The sequence below is a fragment of the Rheinheimera nanhaiensis E407-8 genome (assembly GCF_000296695.1).
In the GTDB taxonomy this organism is placed as follows: Bacteria; Pseudomonadota; Gammaproteobacteria; order Enterobacterales; family Alteromonadaceae; genus Alishewanella; species Alishewanella nanhaiensis.
Window position 1 is genome coordinate 63059 of sequence record NZ_BAFK01000016.1, and the last position, 16430, is coordinate 79488.

The 16430-nt window shown below is 53.5% G+C and carries 11 protein-coding genes; 5 read left to right on the plus strand and 6 right to left on the minus strand.

Features of this window, described 5'->3' with window-relative positions:
* Positions 1 to 49: 49 nt before the first annotated feature.
* Together uvrA and RNAN_RS13175 are read right to left on the minus strand one after the other, a co-directional pair.
* Entirely contained in the window at positions 50 to 2872 is a 2823-nt protein-coding gene (uvrA, locus tag RNAN_RS13170; RefSeq protein ID WP_040552173.1) for an excinuclease ABC subunit UvrA, read from the minus strand.
* Between the two features lie 117 nt (positions 2873 to 2989).
* Entirely contained in the window at positions 2990 to 5257 is a 2268-nt protein-coding gene (locus RNAN_RS13175; RefSeq protein ID WP_008222562.1) for a TonB-dependent receptor, read from the minus strand.
* Between the two features lie 267 nt (positions 5258 to 5524).
* Between RNAN_RS13175 and RNAN_RS13180 the strand changes: the two genes are divergently transcribed.
* Complete coding sequence (locus RNAN_RS13180) at positions 5525 to 6556, plus strand: LacI family DNA-binding transcriptional regulator (RefSeq protein ID WP_008222566.1); 1032 nt, start codon at positions 5525 to 5527, stop codon at positions 6554 to 6556.
* 151 nt (positions 6557 to 6707) lie between these two features.
* On the opposite strand, the gene pgmB is transcribed toward RNAN_RS13180, so the two are convergent.
* Positions 6708 to 7355, minus strand: a complete 648-nt coding sequence (pgmB, locus tag RNAN_RS13185; protein ID WP_008222569.1) for a beta-phosphoglucomutase — start codon at positions 7353 to 7355, stop codon at positions 6708 to 6710.
* Positions 7352 to 9688, minus strand: coding sequence for a glycoside hydrolase family 65 protein (locus RNAN_RS13190; protein ID WP_008222570.1), 2337 nt, complete (start codon positions 9686 to 9688; stop codon positions 7352 to 7354). The genes pgmB and RNAN_RS13190 overlap by 4 nt, the downstream gene beginning before the upstream one ends.
* Positions 9689 to 9853: 165 nt before the next feature.
* On the opposite strand from RNAN_RS13190, the gene RNAN_RS13195 reads away from it, so the two are divergent.
* The 3 genes from RNAN_RS13195 (at position 9854) to ssb (ending at position 13172) form a co-directional block, all read left to right on the plus strand.
* Positions 9854 to 11089, plus strand: coding sequence for an MFS transporter (locus tag RNAN_RS13195; RefSeq protein WP_008222572.1), 1236 nt, complete (start codon positions 9854 to 9856; stop codon positions 11087 to 11089).
* 88 nt (positions 11090 to 11177) lie between these two features.
* A complete protein-coding gene (locus RNAN_RS13200) occupies positions 11178 to 12542 on the plus strand; it encodes an MFS transporter (protein WP_008222573.1) in 1365 nt (454 codons plus the stop codon).
* 18 nt (positions 12543 to 12560) lie between these two features.
* A complete protein-coding gene (gene ssb / locus RNAN_RS13205) occupies positions 12561 to 13172 on the plus strand; it encodes a single-stranded DNA-binding protein (RefSeq protein ID WP_008222576.1) in 612 nt (203 codons plus the stop codon).
* A 39-nt stretch (positions 13173 to 13211) separates the two neighbouring features.
* On the opposite strand, the gene cueR is transcribed toward ssb, so the two are convergent.
* The gene (gene cueR / locus RNAN_RS13210) at positions 13212 to 13625 is read right to left on the minus strand and encodes a Cu(I)-responsive transcriptional regulator (protein WP_008222578.1); all 414 of its coding nucleotides are present in this window, start codon (positions 13623 to 13625) and stop codon (positions 13212 to 13214) included.
* A gap of 12 nt (positions 13626 to 13637) precedes the next feature.
* The gene (locus tag RNAN_RS13215) at positions 13638 to 15995 is read right to left on the minus strand and encodes a heavy metal translocating P-type ATPase (protein WP_237739924.1); all 2358 of its coding nucleotides are present in this window, start codon (positions 15993 to 15995) and stop codon (positions 13638 to 13640) included.
* A gap of 171 nt (positions 15996 to 16166) precedes the next feature.
* Here RNAN_RS13215 and RNAN_RS13220 point away from each other — a divergent pair, with 171 nt between their 5' ends.
* Positions 16167 to 16403: a heavy-metal-associated domain-containing protein gene (locus tag RNAN_RS13220; RefSeq protein WP_008222580.1), complete on the plus strand. Its 237-nt coding sequence runs from the start codon at positions 16167 to 16169 to the stop codon at positions 16401 to 16403.
* Positions 16404 to 16430 lie beyond the last annotated feature (27 nt).

Sequence of the window (16430 nt, forward strand, 5' to 3'; positions counted from 1 at the left end):
TGCTTTATATGATAACCCACTGACCGCGGGTTGTCGAATTCTTGTTCTGTTAACCCAGCAATGGCTTTAAATAATGCCCGGTGTAGGATTTTTCACAGGCTGCTACCTGCTCTGGCGTGCCGGCGATTAAAATTTCACCGCCGCCGCTGCCGCCTTCAGGGCCCAGGTCGATAATCCAGTCGGCAGTTTTAATCACATCCAGGTTATGCTCGATCACCACTATGGTATTGCCGTGATCGCGCAACCGGTGCAGCACGTTCAGTAACTGCTGAATATCGTAAAAATGCAGGCCGGTGGTGGGCTCGTCCAGGATATACAGCGTTTTACCGGTGTCGCGCTTGCTTAGCTCGCGTGCCAGTTTCACCCTTTGTGCTTCACCGCCGGATAAAGTGGTGGCCGACTGGCCCAGCTTAATGTAAGACAGGCCCACATCCATCAGGGTTTGTACTTTACGTTTAATCGCCGGTATCGCCTCGAAAAAGCCCAGCGCGTCTTCGACCGTCATATCCAGCACTTCGTGGATATTTTTGCCTTTGTATTTAATCTCCAGCGTTTCACGGTTATAGCGCTTACCTATACAGACATCGCACGGCACATAGACATCGGGTAAAAAGTGCATTTCTACCTTAATAACACCATCGCCCTGACAGGCTTCACAGCGGCCGCCTTTAACGTTAAAGCTAAAACGGCCAACCTGATAACCGCGTGAGCGCGCTTCCTGAGTGCCGGCAAACAGCTCGCGCACCGCGGTAAAAATGCCGGTGTAGGTGGCGGCATTGGAGCGCGGCGTACGGCCGATCGGGCTCTGATCGATATCAATCACTTTGTCAAAGTGGTCCAGGCCTTTAATCTCGCGGTGCGGCGCGGCGTCATCGCCCTCGCCTTTGTTTAATACCTTGTGCGCCACCCGGAATAAGGTGTCATTAATCAGCGTGGACTTACCCGAGCCGGACACGCCGGTAACACAGGTCATCAGGCCAAATGGAATGGCGATATCAACGTCTTTTAAGTTGTTGCCGCTGGCGCCCAGTACTTCCAGCCACTTTTTACCGGGCTTATGCCGCTTTTGCGGCACTTCAATTTTGCGCGTACCGGCCAAATACTGGCCGGTTAAGGAGTCCGGCGCTGCCATCACCTGTTCCAGCGTGCCCTGGGCGACAATATTGCCGCCATGCACACCGGCGCCGGGGCCAATATCGATAATATGGTCAGCCATCCGCACCGCGTCTTCATCGTGCTCGACGACGATCACGGTATTGCCTAAATCTCGCAGGTGGGTCAGGGTGCCCAGCAGGCGGTCGTTGTCGCGCTGATGCAGGCCAATCGACGGTTCATCCAGCACATACATCACACCGACTAAACCGGCACCAATCTGGCTGGCTAAACGAATGCGCTGCGCTTCACCGCCGGATAAGGTTTCGGCACTGCGTGACAGGTTAAGGTAGTTCAGCCCTACGTTAACCAAAAAGCTTAAGCGGTCCTGAATTTCTTTTAATACCTTTTCGGCAATTTGTGCCTTTTGGCCGGTCAGCGTTAACTGCTGAAAAAACGCCATACAGTCGCCAATCGACAATTCGACCACCTGCGGCAGATTGGTTTGGCCGATAAACACATGGCGCGCTTCTTCGCGCAAACGGGTGCCATGACAGCTGGGGCAGGCCTGATGCGCCAGGTATTTGCTCAGCTCTTCGCGCACGGCATTGGATTCGGTTTCGCGGTAACGCCGCTCCATATTGGGCAAAATACCTTCAAACGGGTGGCTGCGCTGCACAATATCGCCACGGTCATTTAAGTATTTAAAGTCGATTACCGTATGGCCACTGCCGTATAAAATGGCATCCTGCTGTTTTTTGCTCAGGCTGTTAAAGGGCACATCCAGCGCAAAACCGTAGTGCTCGGCTAACGACTTTAACATCTGAAAATAATAGAAATTACGCTTATCCCAGCCGCGGATAGCACCACCGGCCAGGCTGAGCTCGTCGCTGACAATGACTTTATTCGGGTCAAAATACTGCTTTACGCCCAGGCCATCACAGCTGGGACAGGCGCCGGCCGGGTTGTTAAAGGAAAACAAGCGCGGCTCCAGCTCAACCATTGAATAACCGCAGCTGGGGCAGGCAAAGTTAGCCGAGAACACCAGCTCCTCAGCATCCGGCTCGTCCATCAGTGCTACCCTTGCCACGCCGCCGGATAAACTGAGCGCGGTTTCAAAGGATTCGGCCAGCCGGGTTTTAATATCGTCGCGCACTTTAATACGGTCGATCACCACTTCAATGGTGTGCTTTTTGTGTAAGTCCAGTTTCGGTGGATCAGATAAATCACACACTTCGCCGTCGATGCGGGCGCGGATATAGCCCTGGGCAGCTAAGGTTTCCAGGGTTTTTACGTGCTCGCCTTTGCGCTCCTGCACCACCGGTGCCAGCACCATCAGTTTGGTGCCTTCCGGGAAGGTGGTGACCTTGTCGACCATTTCGCTGATGGTTTGTGCCGCCAGCGGTAAGTCATGCGTCGGGCAGCGCGGCTCACCGACGCGGGCAAATAATAACCGCAGGTAGTCGTAAATTTCGGTAATGGTGCCCACGGTAGAGCGCGGGTTATGCGAGGTGGATTTTTGCTCAATCGAAATGGCCGGTGATAAGCCCTCGATATGATCGACGTCCGGCTTTTCCATCAAACTTAAAAACTGCCGCGCATAAGCCGATAATGACTCGACATAGCGGCGCTGGCCTTCAGCGTACAGCGTATCAAATGCCAGTGACGATTTGCCCGAGCCGGACAAGCCGGTGATCACAATCAGTTTATCGCGCGGTATAGTTAGCGAGATGCTTTTCAGGTTGTGGGTGCGGGCACCGCGAATGTCGATTTTATCCATAATGGTTTCCGGTTGGGCAATAAAGGCAGCAAAACTGTACAAATATACACTAGATGGGCAGAAAAAAAAGCCTCCGCACTAAGCGGAGGCAATACGGTTAACACCGGGGAGAGGATCTTAAAAGCTGTAACTGATACTAAAATCGATACTGCGCGGCATAATATAGCGGCCGTTCGGGCTGCCGGCATTGCGCGGATCACCTTCGGTAATGCCGTCTTTATCGGTCAGGTTAGCTACCGATAACTGGGCTTTTAACTGTTGGGTAATATCCAACTGCACACCTAAATCTATTTTGCTGTAACCGTCCAGTGTTACGCTGTTGCCATTGTCACCAAAGCGGTCGGCCACTGAGGATAAGGTGCCGTAGACCGTCGCGTACATATTGCCCAGGTCAAAGCCATAACTTGGCGTAACGCGCAGCATCCAGTCAGGCTGGCGGATAGCCTGATTACCCACCACCAACGGATCCGGGTGGTTGGTAATCTCGGTGTCCTGTACAGTGGCATTAAGGTTAACGGCAAAGCCGTTGTCGGCGCGGTAGTTAGCGTCAAACTCGATACCCATGGCTTCGGTGGTTAACACTTCAGCCGGTGCACCCGGGCGGGTGACAAACAGCTCGCCATCTACTTCGTTGTAAAATGCTGTCAGGTACATGCTGTAATTTTGTTCGGCCCATTTGTAGCCAAACTCGTACTGGGTTACTTCCTTGATAAGCTTATCGCCATTTTCAAAGGCGCCGTAGTTGTCGCGGAAGTCATCAAAAAACGGCATTTTATTGCCTTTATTGATACGGGCAAACACACCCATATTGCGCTGCCACATCCAGTTTACCCCGGCAGTCCAGGCGGTTTTGCTTTCGTCGTAATCCACCGCTTTACTGATATCGCCGGTTAAGCCTTCATCCACCACATAGCTGATGTTGTGGTTTTCGCGGCGCAGGCCGGCATCGACCCGCCATTGCTCGTTTAACTGATACTCTACCGCAGCATAAAAAGCACTGGTGTCACCATCACCGGTGGCATCGATGTCGTAATTCCAGCTGCAGCTTTGCAGGTTGTCGTTACAGTCGATACCGTTTAGTGCTTCGCCGCCTTTTTCCACCACGTGCCATAGCTGGTTGCCAATAGACCACCAGTCCTGCACCGAGAAGTTAGTGGCGTAGTAACCCAGGGTGTACACCGCGTTGTCGGTAGTTTTGCTAAAGGCGATATCGTTGGTGAAGGCTTCAATGTCTTTTAGCACCACCCAGCGGCCAATTTGCTGCACCACGGTATCGTCGTCATACTCGGTGCCGGTGGCGACGCCGGTAACCGGGCCGTTAACGCCGGCAACATTGCCAAGCGTGATCGCGCCGCCTTCCGGCACCAGACCAAAGGTATTGGCTTCACCGGCAATATGGCTAAAGCGGTACATTAAGCGCCAGCTGTCGGTCAGGTCTAAATCAACAGTACCACCGGTAATGCCGCCGTCCCAGCCGCGGCCATCGCCAAAGTCATAGCTTTGCTGTTCGCCATCCGGGCCAAAGGCAATGCTGCCCAGGCGGTTATTCGGGCCAATCTGGCTGTAGCTGTTGTCGACACCGGCCACATTTAGCGGCACCGGCAAGTGCCAGACACCGTGATCGTCGGTTTGGCGGGTATAAAGGTTGATGGTACCGTTATCCAGCTCTTTGGTGACGTTAACGGTAAACTGATGGCCTTTTTCCGAGTTAAAGCCGGTTTCGCGTGGGCCTTCTGAGCTGCTGATATAACCGCCGGCCATCACGTAAAGCCGGTCAGCGATCTCACCGCTGACGACGCCATCTACCCGGCGCAGGCCGTAGCTGGAGCTGGAAAACTTTACCAGGCCTTCGGTGACTTCACTGCCTTCTTTTAACAGGAAGTTAGTGGTTAAACCGGGCTGGCCGTTGGACAGCACAGGGGTAGAGCCGCCGCGCAGTGCTTCCATAAAATGCACGGTTTCATCAAGGCGGAAAATAGAGGAGTTTTCTAAAAACGACAGCGTTGGCGGTGGGAAAATGGGCGCACCGTTTAACTGTATGGTGACAAAGGGGGCGTCGCCGGTGCTGGGGAAACCGCGCACAAACACATTGGCGCCGGCAACACCGCCTGAACTTTCCGACCACACGCCGGGTACTACGGTAAACAGCTCAGCAGTACTTTTTGGTGCCAGCCGGCCAATGTTTTCAGCCGACACATTGGTAATGGCGTAGCTACTGTCTACTTTAAAGCCAGACATACCGCTGGCTTTACCGGTAACAACAATTTGCTCTATTTCACCTTTGCTTTCGGTGTCAGTAGAGGTTTCAGAACTGGTCTGGGCAATAAGGGGCATGCTGCAAAGCAGTGCCAGTGCGGCGCTGATTTTATTGAGTCGGGCTACCATCTGTTGTTCTCCTGCTATCCTGTCGATTATAACGCCGGCGTATTAATGGATTTGTTAAGCCTGTTTTACTTGCTGTAGTGCCGGTCTGATTTAAACATAGGTGATATTGCAATCGATTGCAATAGCTGATTTGCTGTTTTTGCATACGATTGCAAAAGAATTTTATTGCTTAATTGTCCGCTTTACTGAACGCTGCCGTTGCGACCCTGTGCCCATTAAGGCATTATTGCCGTTAAGTGCAGTGCAAACGGACTAAAAGTAGTTAACGTGGGAATAAAACCGGTAAAAACCCTGACTTTATCTGATATAGCCCGGCTGGCCGGTGTATCGGAATCTACCGCCTCACGCGCCTTGCGCGATAACCCGGTGATTAATGCGCAAACTCGGGAGAAAGTGCAGCAAATTGCGGCCGAACATCAGTTTAAGGTCAATGCCACTGCCCGCAGCCTGCGCACGCAAAAAAGCCATACTATCGCCGTGATTATTCTGTTTGATGCCAAAACCCAGCAAACCATTACCGATCCGTTTTTGCTGGAAATTCTCGGGGTTATTGCCGATGAGCTGACCCGTCAGGGCTACGATATGCTGTTGAGCACCAGCAAAACCACCGATAAGGACTGGCGCAGCTACTACTTTGATTCTAAACGCGCCGATGGCCTGATTGTGATTGGTCAGGGCGAGCATGATGAGCGGGTGGAACAACTCAGCAGTGCCGGTGTGCCTTTTGTCGTCTGGGGTGCGCCAACCGGCAGCGAAGCCTTTGCGGTTATTGGCAGCGATAACCGTCAGGGCGCTACGCTGGCGGTCAGCCATTTACTGGCACAAGGTTGCAAGCGGATTGCCTTTTTGGGCGATATCCGCCACACCGAAATTGAAATGCGTTATCTGGGTTATCAGGACGCCTTGCTGGCCGCCGGCATTAAGCCTGAACCCCTGCTGCAGCTTAATACCGACTTTACCGCCCAGGCAGGTTATGTGCAGACGCAGCAGGCATTGTTTAAGCAGCTTGGCAGCCTGGATGGTATTTTCGCCGCCAGTGATGCTATTGCCATGGGCGCGATGAAAGCGCTGCTGGAGCAGGGTATTAGCGTGCCGCAGCAGGTCGCGCTGGTGGGCTTTGATGATATTGCCATGTCAGCCTACTGCACGCCGTCGTTAACCACGGTAAAGCAGGATACCCAGGCCGGTGGTAAATTGCTGGTGGCGCAATTACTTGGCCAGATCAATGGCGCTAAGGCCGCCTCGCAGTTGCTGCCGGTTAAGTTAATTGAACGGCAATCCAGCTTGCGAAAAGAGTAGTTGCACGTAAGGCCGTCTGGTTAGGTTAAGCTTTGCCGTGGCTTGCGTTACCATTGCCGTCGGGCTCGCCACAGCAACTCGCCCTTATGCCTACGGCAGGGCTCAGACACTCTGTGTCGCCCCGTCAGCAATGCTAACCGCCACTCGGACCTTAGACACTGAGAAGTTCTTCAAGCGTTATAGCTTTCACAGCTGGATACACTCTGATAGCCCCACTTAGCACTTTGGCATCACCAATACCGATGGCTTTCATACCGGCGCGGTTAATCGCTTCTATGCCGGCCAGCGCATCTTCCACGCCGATACAATACTGAGGCGCTACCGCCAGCCCCTTCGCGGCCAGTAAAAACACTTCCGGATCCGGCTTACTGTTTAGCACCTGATTTGCATCGGCAATATAATCAAATTGCGCCGCTATACCTAAGCGCTCAACCACAAAGGCGGCATTTTTACTGGCTGAAGCCAGACCAATTTTTATGCCGTGGCGTTTTAGCTGAGTAAATAACGCTGTCACACCGGGATACAGGTTATCCGGTGTTATATGGTCGATAAGCTCAAGGTAATGGGCGTTTTTTTGCTGCATCAGCCGCGCTTCTTCGGCCTCGCTTAGCGTTAAGCCACCTTTTTGCAGGATCCAGCGTAGCGAGCCTAAGCGGTCAACGCCTTTTAGCTGCTCGTTATCGTGCTCGGTAAAATTAATGCCCAGCTCATCGGCTAACGCCTTCCAGGCATAAAAGTGGTAAATGGCGGTGTCGGTTAACACACCGTCCAGATCAAAAATCACCGCCCGGCAACTCATAAGCACTCTCCTATCACCCGGCTGAGTGTTTCACCTTCATTCAGTGTCAGCGCTTGCGCGCAGTGAAATAGCGTTAATGGCTCGCCGCTGACAAGCGTATAACTGGCCTGTTGCTGGTCGGCACTAAATTGCAGCAGCCGGCCGCGATAATTTAAGCGAAAACAAAGGCCCGGCAGCTGAGCGGGCAGCTGCGGGTTAAAGTGCAGGCCATCGGCGCGCGAGCGCACACCGGCAAAGCCCATGACCAGCGACAGCCAGCTGCCGGCCATACAGGCAATATGCACGCCCACTTCGGTGTTGCCATGGTGGTTATCCAGGTCCATGCGGGCGCTGTCACCAAAAAACTCATGTGCCCGCGCCGTGTCGCCGGTTTCGGCAAACACTATGCTGTGAATACAGCTGGATAAGCTGGAGTCATGGGTGGTGAGTGGCTCGTAATAGGCCAGGTCGCGCTGCTTTTGCGCTTGGGGAATGGCATCGTCCAGCAGCAGTAGCGCCAGCACCACATCGGCCTGTTTTAACACCTGGTGGCGGTAAATCACCAACGGATGATAGTGCAGTAGCAGCGGGTATTTGTCGGTCGGCGTGTTGGCAAAATCCCATGGCTTGCGGCTTAAAAAGTTGTCGTCCTGGGCATGTATTTGCAGCTTGTCATCAAAGGGCAAATACATGCTGTCGGCTGCCTGTTGCCATTGGCGTAATTCGGCGTCTGTTACCCCTAGTTGCAGCAATAGCGGGTGTTGCTCTGCCTGCAGCTTCGCAACGATCTGCAGCGTAAACCTTAGCTGCAACTGCACCATGGCATTGGTGTAAAAGTTATTGTTCACCAGCGCCGAATACTCATCCGGCCCGGTCACCATATGAATTTCAAACTTGCCGCTGCGCGCTGAGAAAAAGCCCAGTTGCAGCCAGAGGCGGGCGGTTTCAACCAGCATTTCCGCGCCCATTTGCTGCATAAAACTCCAGTCATCGCTGGCCAGATAGTAGCTGCGAATGGCATAAGCGATAGCGGCATTAATATGGTACTGCGCGGTACCGGCCGGAAAATAGGCCGAGCACTCTTCACCGCCTATGGTGCGCCAGGGGTACAGTGCACCCTGACTGTGTGACATCTGCCGGGCGCGCTGCCGCGCCGCATCTAACTGACTATACCGCTGGCTTAGCAGGGCGCGGGCAATCTGTGGCTGTATCAGGCTTAGCACCGGTACCACGTAAATTTCGGTATCCCAGAAATAATGGCCGTCATAACCCGGCCCGGTTAAGCCTTTAGCACCGATATTGCTCTGGCCATTACGGCCGGCCGATTGCGCCAGGCTAAACAGGTTAAAACGCATCGCTTGTTGCAGTGCTACATCGCCTTCAATGCCCACATCGGCCTGCTGCCAGTATTGCTGCCACCATAGTTGATGTTCGCTTAGCAGCTGGTTAAAGCCCTGTTGCCGGGCACTGCTTAGCAAACTCAGCGCTTGTTGCGACAGGGTGTCGCCCGCCTCAATGTCCGTGCTGTGGCAGTAGATCACCAGCTTGTACAGGGTTTGTGCTTCACCTTGTACCAGTTTCAGTGCAAATTGCTGGCTAAGTATATTGGCGGTTGTGTTGTCCTGCGCCAGTAAGCTGGCGCTGTCTGGCAGCAGATGGCTTGTTGCTGCCGCCACGATAAAATGAGCGCCTCTGGCACGGTGCAACATCAGGCTGTTGTCATCACTAAACTGTTGCCTGAGCAGGGTTAAACTGTCGGCAATCGACATTTCCCCCACCCTTGGGTCGTCTTTTTTGTAGAAGCCCGGATAAGCGGCATCCAGATCGCTTTGCAGCACCACCTCGCCGGAAAAATTCACTGCCGTCAGTGTCAGCTCTATCGCCAGCAAATGCGGGTTGGCCTGTGATACAAAGCGGCGGCTTTGCAGGCGCAGCTGTTTGCCGCTTTGGCTGTGCCATTCAGTATGCCGGCTGAGTACACCGTACTGTAAATCAAGTTGCCGTGTGTGCTTAACAGCGGTTTTGGCATGCAGGGCTTCACCGTCGATACTCAGCTTAAGCTGCTTGCCGTTAGCCACCTGCAGCATCTTGTGGTTATGCTTGGCAAAGCCGTAAGCAGACTCACCATAATGAATAGGCTCACTGCTGTACACGCCGTTTAAATAGGTGCCCTCACAGCTGGCAGTACCCTCTGCCGCACCTTCTTCCAAGGTGCCGCGGCTGCCGATATAACCATTACCCAGGCTGAGCAGGGTTTCCTGCAGCAGCAGATGCTGTGGCTGATAATGGCTGTCGGTGAGCGTCCAGGGCTCGGTAGTCAGGGGCCGCACGGCGGCGTGAGGTTGTAACGACATAAAGCATACCCGCTTGTCTGGCTGTAAATAAGCTTAATATACAGCTTTTGCAATCGATTGCAATATGCGGCAAAACCGCGCTATAGTACAAAATGTCAGCAAATTGACTGACAACAGGGTTAAATAACAGGCGCTGTACTAAACAGCCAAAAAGAGAACAACAATATGGCCACTATGCGTATCCGCTTATCCTTGCTGCTGACCTACTTTGTATTTGCCATTTTGCTCAACAGTGTAGGCACCGTGATTTTGCAGGTGATCCACACTTATCAAATCAGTAAAGAAGCCGCCAGTGTGCTGGAAGGCTTTAAAGATATTCCTATTGCGGTGGTGTCTTTTGTCATCGCCTCTTTTCTGCCGCGGCTGGGTTACAAGCTGGCACTACAGCTGGCATTAATGCTGGTGACACTGGCCTGTATTGCGATGCCGCTATTGCCGGCATTCTGGACCACCAAGCTGCTGTTTTTCACCGTCGGGGCCAGCTTTGCGCTGGTCAAAGTCTCGGTGTACGCCAGCATTGGCATGGTTACCCACACCAAAGCCGAACATGCCTCTTTGCTGAATTTTATTGAAGGCGGCTTTATGCTCGGCGTGTTGTCGGGCTACTGGCTGTTTGCCGCCTTTATGGATCCGGCTGCGCCGCAATCAGGCGGTTGGTTGCAGGTGTACTGGTTGCTGGCGCTGCTGTGTGTCGCCAATTTGCTGCTGCTCAGCAGCACGCCCTTTCCTAAGCTGGTGTTACCGCCAACCCGGGCGCTGCGGCAGGATTTTATCGCCATGCTGCAACTGGTGTATAAACCGCTGGTATTTGTGTTTGTGCTATCAGCGTTTTTATATGTGTTAATTGAGCAGGGTATTGGCAGCTGGCTGCCGACCTTTAATAACGAGGTGCTACAACTGCCAAACCAGCTCAGTGTGCAATTAACCAGCATTTTTGCCGCCAGCTTAGCGCTGGGCCGCATTTCGGCTGGGGTTATCTTGAAGAAACTGTCCTGGTACTGGCTGCTAAACAGTTGCCTGATTGCTATGGCGCTGCTGATCCTGCTTACGCTGCCATTAACCCGGGATATCGCGCACAATGCTGACGTTAACCTGCTCACTGCGCCGCTGGCGGCTTACCTGTTCCCGCTAATTGGCCTCTTTATGGCGCCCATTTACCCGGTAATTAACTCGGTGATGTTAAGTGCGCTGCCCAAGATCCAACACGCACCAATGACCGGGCTTATTGTGGTGTTTTCAGCACTGGGCGGTACCACCGGCTCTATGATAACCGGCTACACCTTTGCCAGTTTCGATGGCCAGACGGCATTTTATTTAAGCCTGTTACCGCTTAGCCTGCTGCTGCTGTCGGTAGGGCTATTTCACCGGCAAAGCCAGCAATTAGCAGTAAGTGCGGCATAAACTGTCACAGTTGCAAGCCAACTGCTTAAAGCGCGCTGGTTCTGTGCTACACTGGCGCGCTTAATTTAAACGCTTTGCTGTGAGTTTAATGCATCAGTTAAATTCCCTTGAAAAACGCTCTGCCCTGGCATTGGCACTGGTATTTTCCAGCCGCATGCTGGGGCTGTTTATGCTATTGCCGGTGTTTGCCCTCTATGGTCAGCAGTTGCAGGGCTTTTCACCATTGTGGATTGGCCTGGCCATTGGCGCCTACGGTTTAACCCAGGCAATCCTGCAAATACCCTTAGGTTGGTTATCTGACCGCCTTGGCCGCAAACCGGTGATGCTGGGCGGCCTGGCGTTGTTTGCACTGGGCTCAGTCGTCGCCGCGCTGGCTGACTCGGTGTATCTGGTGACCTTTGGCCGGGTGTTACAGGGCGCTGGCGCCATTGCCGGGGCAATACTGGCATTTGCTGCTGACGTGACCCGTGAAGAGCAGCGGCCTAAGGTAATGGCGATTATCGGCGCCAGTATCGGCTTAAGTTTTGCTGCCGCCATGGTGCTGGGGCCCTTGCTGGCAAAATGGGCCGGCTTAAGTGGTGTGTTCTGGTTTACCGCCTTGCTGGCTTGCGGCGCTATGCTGCTGGTGGCGTTTTTACTGCCAGGCAGTGTGAGTAAAGCGCCGATGGCCGAAACCCTGGCACTGCCGCAAAGCCTGCTGGCGGTGCTAAAACATCGCCAGTTGTTGCAGTTAGATGCCGGTGTGCTGCTGTTGCATCTGATGCTTACCGCTATGTTTGTGGTGTTGCCAATGCTGTTACTGCAATACGGCCTGGCGTCAACCCAACACTGGCAGTTTTATCTGCCGTTGCTGCTGGGCTCGTTCGTGCTGATGATCCCGATGATGATTACCGCTATGCGCAAAGCGCAGGAAAAAGGCTTTTTTCTGCTGGCGATAGCCCTGTTAATTGTTGCTATGTTACTGGCGCTGCTGATGCCCGGCTTTGGGCCACTGACTGGCGCTTTATTGCTGTTTTTTATTGGTTTTAACTTTTTAGAAGCCAGCCTGCCGGCGCTGGTGTCGCGCATTGCGCCGGCCGGCCAGCGTGGCAGCGCCATGGGCATTTATTCCAGCAGCCAGTTTTTCGGTGCCTTTTTAGGCGGTGTGCTGGGCGGTGCCCTGTTGCAACATTTTAGCTACCAGTCAGTGTTTGCCGCCTTGGCGGTTATTGGTTTAATATGGCTGCTAATTGCCGGCACCCTGCAGTTACCACCACGCGCTCAGCGTTTATCACTTAGTGTAGCGGTACTTAATGCCGAACAGGCTAACCGGCTGGCGGCGCAGCTTACCAGGCTGCAAGGGGTGCAGGAAGTAACCATTGTTCTGGCCGAACAGCGCTGTTATCTGAAAGTCAGTGCAGCAGACTATGACCCAGCGCAGGCGCAGGCGATGATCGCCGCGGCCGGGGCTTAACATTTTAGGAGAATTCGCATGGCGCGTGGCATTAATAAAGTAATACTGATTGGTAACCTGGGCACCGATCCGGAAGTGCGCTATATGCCGCAAGGCGGCGCAGTGGCTAATTTAACGGTAGCGACCTCAGAAAGTTGGACCGACAAAGCCACTAACGAGAAAAAAGAGCAAACCGAATGGCACCGTGTAGTGATTTACCAGCGTCTGGCCGAAATTGCCGGCGAGTACCTGCGTAAAGGCAGCAAGGTGTATATTGAAGGCAAGCTAAAAACACGTAAATGGCAGGATAAAGACGGTGTAGAGCGTTACACCACCGAAATTATCGCCAACGAGCTGCAAATGTTAGACGGCCGCGGTGATGGCCAGCCGCAAGGTGGTGGCATGGGTGGTGGCCAGCAGGGCGGTTATCAAAAACCGGCTCAGCCGCAGGGTGGCTACCAACAGCAAGCACCACAACAGGCCTATCAGGCACCGGCACAAGCTGGTTTTCAACAGGCAGCACCGCAACAGCAGGGCGGTTATCAGCAGCGCCCGGCACAGCCACAAGGCGGTTACCAGCAACCGGCCCAACCGCAACAGCGCGCGCCGATGGAACCGCCAATCGACTTTGATGACGATATTCCGTTCTAGGATAACCTGGCTGATAAACACCCCGCTTTGCGGGGTGTTTTATTTTAAGCCGTTAGCAGGCGCCAGCGCGGCCAGAATGGCGCAATCTGGTGAGCTGTCGGCGCTGCAACTGTCTGCCAGTTGCTGCAACAACTGCTGCATGTTCTGCAATTCAGCTATTTTTTCCGCAATATCGGCCAGATGCTGCTCGGCCAGCTGTTTTACAGCGCGGCTTTCGCGGGCAGGATCTTGCCATAGCTGTAGTAATGAGCCTATTTCGCTCAGTGAAAACCCCAGCCTGCGCGCCTGCTGAATAAAGCTCAGTTGTTGTAACTGTTGTGAGTTGTACAGCCGGTAACCGGCATCGGTACGTGGCGGTTTTTGTAGCAAGCCGCTCTGTTCATAATGCCGGATCATTTTTGCCGTTAAACCACTGGCTTTTGCGGCAGCCCCGATAGTGAGTAATGTTGCCATGCTCAGCCCTCGTTATTTAAATGACATGCGTTGTAAGCGTAGTGCGTTACTGACCACCAGCACACTGCTAAACGCCATGGCGCCGCCGGCAATAACAGGGTTAAGAAAGCCCAGCGCTGCCAGCGGAATACCTATGGTATTAAAGGCAAAGGCCCAGAATAGATTTTGCTGGATGTTGCGATAAGTCGCACTGGCCAGCCGCAGTGCTGTGGCCACTAACTGCGGATTGCCGCGCATCAGCGTAATGGCAGCGGCGCTGACGGCAACTTCGGTACCGCTGGCCATGGCAATACCCAGATCGGCCTGCGCCAGCGCAGGGGCATCGTTAATGCCATCACCTACCATCGCCACTTTAAAACCTTGTGCCTGATAAGCGGCCACGGCCTGCGCCTTGCCTTGTGGCAGCACTTCGGCCTGCACATTATCCAGTGACAGTTGTTTGGCAATGTAATTGGCACTTTCTTTTGAATCACCGGTCAGCATGGCGACTTTAATGCCGTTTTGTTGCAGCTGATGTACCGCTGTTTTGGCTTCTGGTTTGGCTTTATCAGCAAAGCACAGCAGGCCAATCAGTTCGGTAGTTTGGTGTTTTATCTCCGCCAGCCAGGAGACCGATGCGCCCTGAATGCGGATTTGGTCGCTGGGCAGTGTCAGCCCAAGCTCACGCATCCAGTTGCCTGAACCCAGCAGCAGCTGCCGCTTGCCGACGCTGGCTTGTACGCCTTTGCCGGCTACCAGGGTAAAGTCGCTGGCTTCTGTTAAAGCTATCTGCTGTGCTTGCGCATAATTTACTACGGCTTTAGCCAGCGGGTGCTCGCTGTTGTCTGATAATGCATACGCCAGCGCGACGAGTTCAGCGTCACTGCCTTGCAGTGCTGTGACTTGCATCAGTTCAGGCTTGCCTTCTGTCAGGGTGCCGGTTTTATCAAACACGACGTAGTCGATTTTTGTCGCCTGCTCCAGTGCCAGCGCATCTTTTACCAGAATACCATGGCGGGCGGCCGTACCCGTGCCTGCCATAATAGCCGCTGGTGTGGCCAGGCCCAGCGCACAGGGACAGGCAATAACCAGCACAGCCACGGCGTTTAAAATACCCTGGGTCCAATCATTAAACAGATAACCCCAGGCCAGCAGCGTGACAACCGCGACTAACAGCACCGCCGGTACAAAGAGACTGCTGATTTTATCCACTAACGCCTGTACCGGGGCTTTAGCCCCCTGTGCCTGTTCGACCAAACGGATGATCTTGGCCAATGTCGATTCTGCGCCCACCGCTGAGGCGTCAAATTCCAGCACGCCATCCAGGTTTACCGCGCCGCCGGTAACCTTGTCAGCCACGGTTTTATGTAGCGGAATACTCTCACCGCTGATCAGCGCTTCATCGACATGGCTGTCGCCTTTGGTGACAACACCATCTGCCGGGATGCGCCCGCCGGGTAACACTTTAACTTTATCGCCTTGTTTCAGCTCTGCAGCGGCAATGCTTTGCCACTTATTATCACGCCAGACAGTGGCTGAGGTGGGTTTTAAGTTTTCCAGCGCTTTTAACGCATCGGTAGTGCGCTGTTTGGCGCGTTTTTCCAGAAACTTCCCCAGCAAGACCAGGGTAAGTACAGCGGCACTGCTTTCAAAATACAAATGCGGGCCACCATGGTGACCGTCAAAGCTATACCAAAGATAAAGTGATAAACCATAGGCCGCACTGGTGCCAATTGATACCAGTAGATCCATATTGCCGGTTTTGGCTTTTAGCGCTTGCCAGGCCGCTTTGTAAAAGCGGGCACCAAAATAAAACTGTACCGGTGTGGCCAACAGCCACTGCCACAGCGCGGGCAGCATCCAATCTGCAGCAAACAAGAGGCCAACCATCGGTAATACTAATGGCAGTGTCAGCACTGTGGCGCCAATTACCGGCCAACTGTCATGGCGATAAAACGGCTGCTTGCTCTGTGCTTCGCCTGAGTTAACAGCGGTTTGGTCGGGCACCAGCTCATAACCCGCAGCAGCGACAGCCTGTTGCAGTGCGCTATCCTCAGTCGCCGGTAACAGGGTGATGCTGACATGCTCTGTCGCCAGATTCACTGTGGCACTGGTGACGCCGGGCACGTGCAACAGGCTTTTCTCTACCCGGCCGGCGCAGGATGCGCACGTCATGCCTTTAACGGTAAACTGCCGCTGCATGGTCTGCAGCTCATAGCCAGCGGCAGACACCGCGGCACTGAGATCGTTAAAACCAGCATTGCCGTCCACAGTTGCTGTGTCTGTTGCCAGATTAACGCTGGCCGATTTTACGCCAGGTACGGCCAGTAGCGCTTTTTCAATCCGTTGCACACAGGACGCACAGGTCATACCTTTAATTGCAAGTTTCATAGTTGCTGCCATAGTATGGACTCCGGGTTGATGAATGTTATCAGGTCTAACCAGGCTAAACCTTACCGTTATGGCAAGGTCAAACAGCTTTTATAATTTTCACTCTGCTACTTGACTGTACTACAGTGGCAAGCTTTAGCCTGTATGACGAACTGACAACAGGAGATAAGTATGATGAAGTTTCATATCGACGGTATGACCTGTGGCCACTGTGTTAGCAGGGTCACTAAAGCCATTGTGAGTCTGCAAAGTGATGCCAAAGTTGAGGCTGATTTGGCAGAGCACAGCATCAGGGTCAGCAGCAACCTTACCACTGCCGACATTATTGATGCATTAAAAGCTGCCGGTTACCCGGCAACAGAGCTGAAAGCCAGCGGTTCTACCCCGGCAAACAGCTGCGATACCTAGACGGCGAAAGCGACGCTACTAACATCA

Excerpts from the sequence above, each read along its gene's own strand:
- RNAN_RS13190 (WP_008222570.1), bottom strand. The coding sequence starts at position 9,688 with ATGTCGTTACAACCTCACGCCGCCGTGCGGCCCCTGACTACCGAGCCC.
- RNAN_RS13200 (WP_008222573.1), top strand. The coding sequence starts at position 11,178 with ATGCATCAGTTAAATTCCCTTGAAAAACGCTCTGCCCTGGCATTGGCA.
- RNAN_RS13215 (WP_237739924.1), bottom strand. The coding sequence starts at position 15,995 with ATGAAACTTGCAATTAAAGGTATGACCTGTGCGTCCTGTGTGCAACGG.
- pgmB (WP_008222569.1), bottom strand. The coding sequence starts at position 7,355 with ATGAGTTGCCGGGCGGTGATTTTTGATCTGGACGGTGTGTTAACCGAC.
- RNAN_RS13220 (WP_008222580.1), top strand. The coding sequence starts at position 16,167 with ATGATGAAGTTTCATATCGACGGTATGACCTGTGGCCACTGTGTTAGC.
- RNAN_RS13175 (WP_008222562.1), bottom strand. The coding sequence starts at position 5,257 with ATGGTAGCCCGACTCAATAAAATCAGCGCCGCACTGGCACTGCTTTGC.
- uvrA (WP_040552173.1), bottom strand. The coding sequence starts at position 2,872 with ATGGATAAAATCGACATTCGCGGTGCCCGCACCCACAACCTGAAAAGC.
- ssb (WP_008222576.1), top strand. The coding sequence starts at position 12,561 with ATGGCGCGTGGCATTAATAAAGTAATACTGATTGGTAACCTGGGCACC.
- RNAN_RS13195 (WP_008222572.1), top strand. The coding sequence starts at position 9,854 with ATGGCCACTATGCGTATCCGCTTATCCTTGCTGCTGACCTACTTTGTA.
- cueR (WP_008222578.1), bottom strand. The coding sequence starts at position 13,625 with ATGGCAACATTACTCACTATCGGGGCTGCCGCAAAAGCCAGTGGTTTA.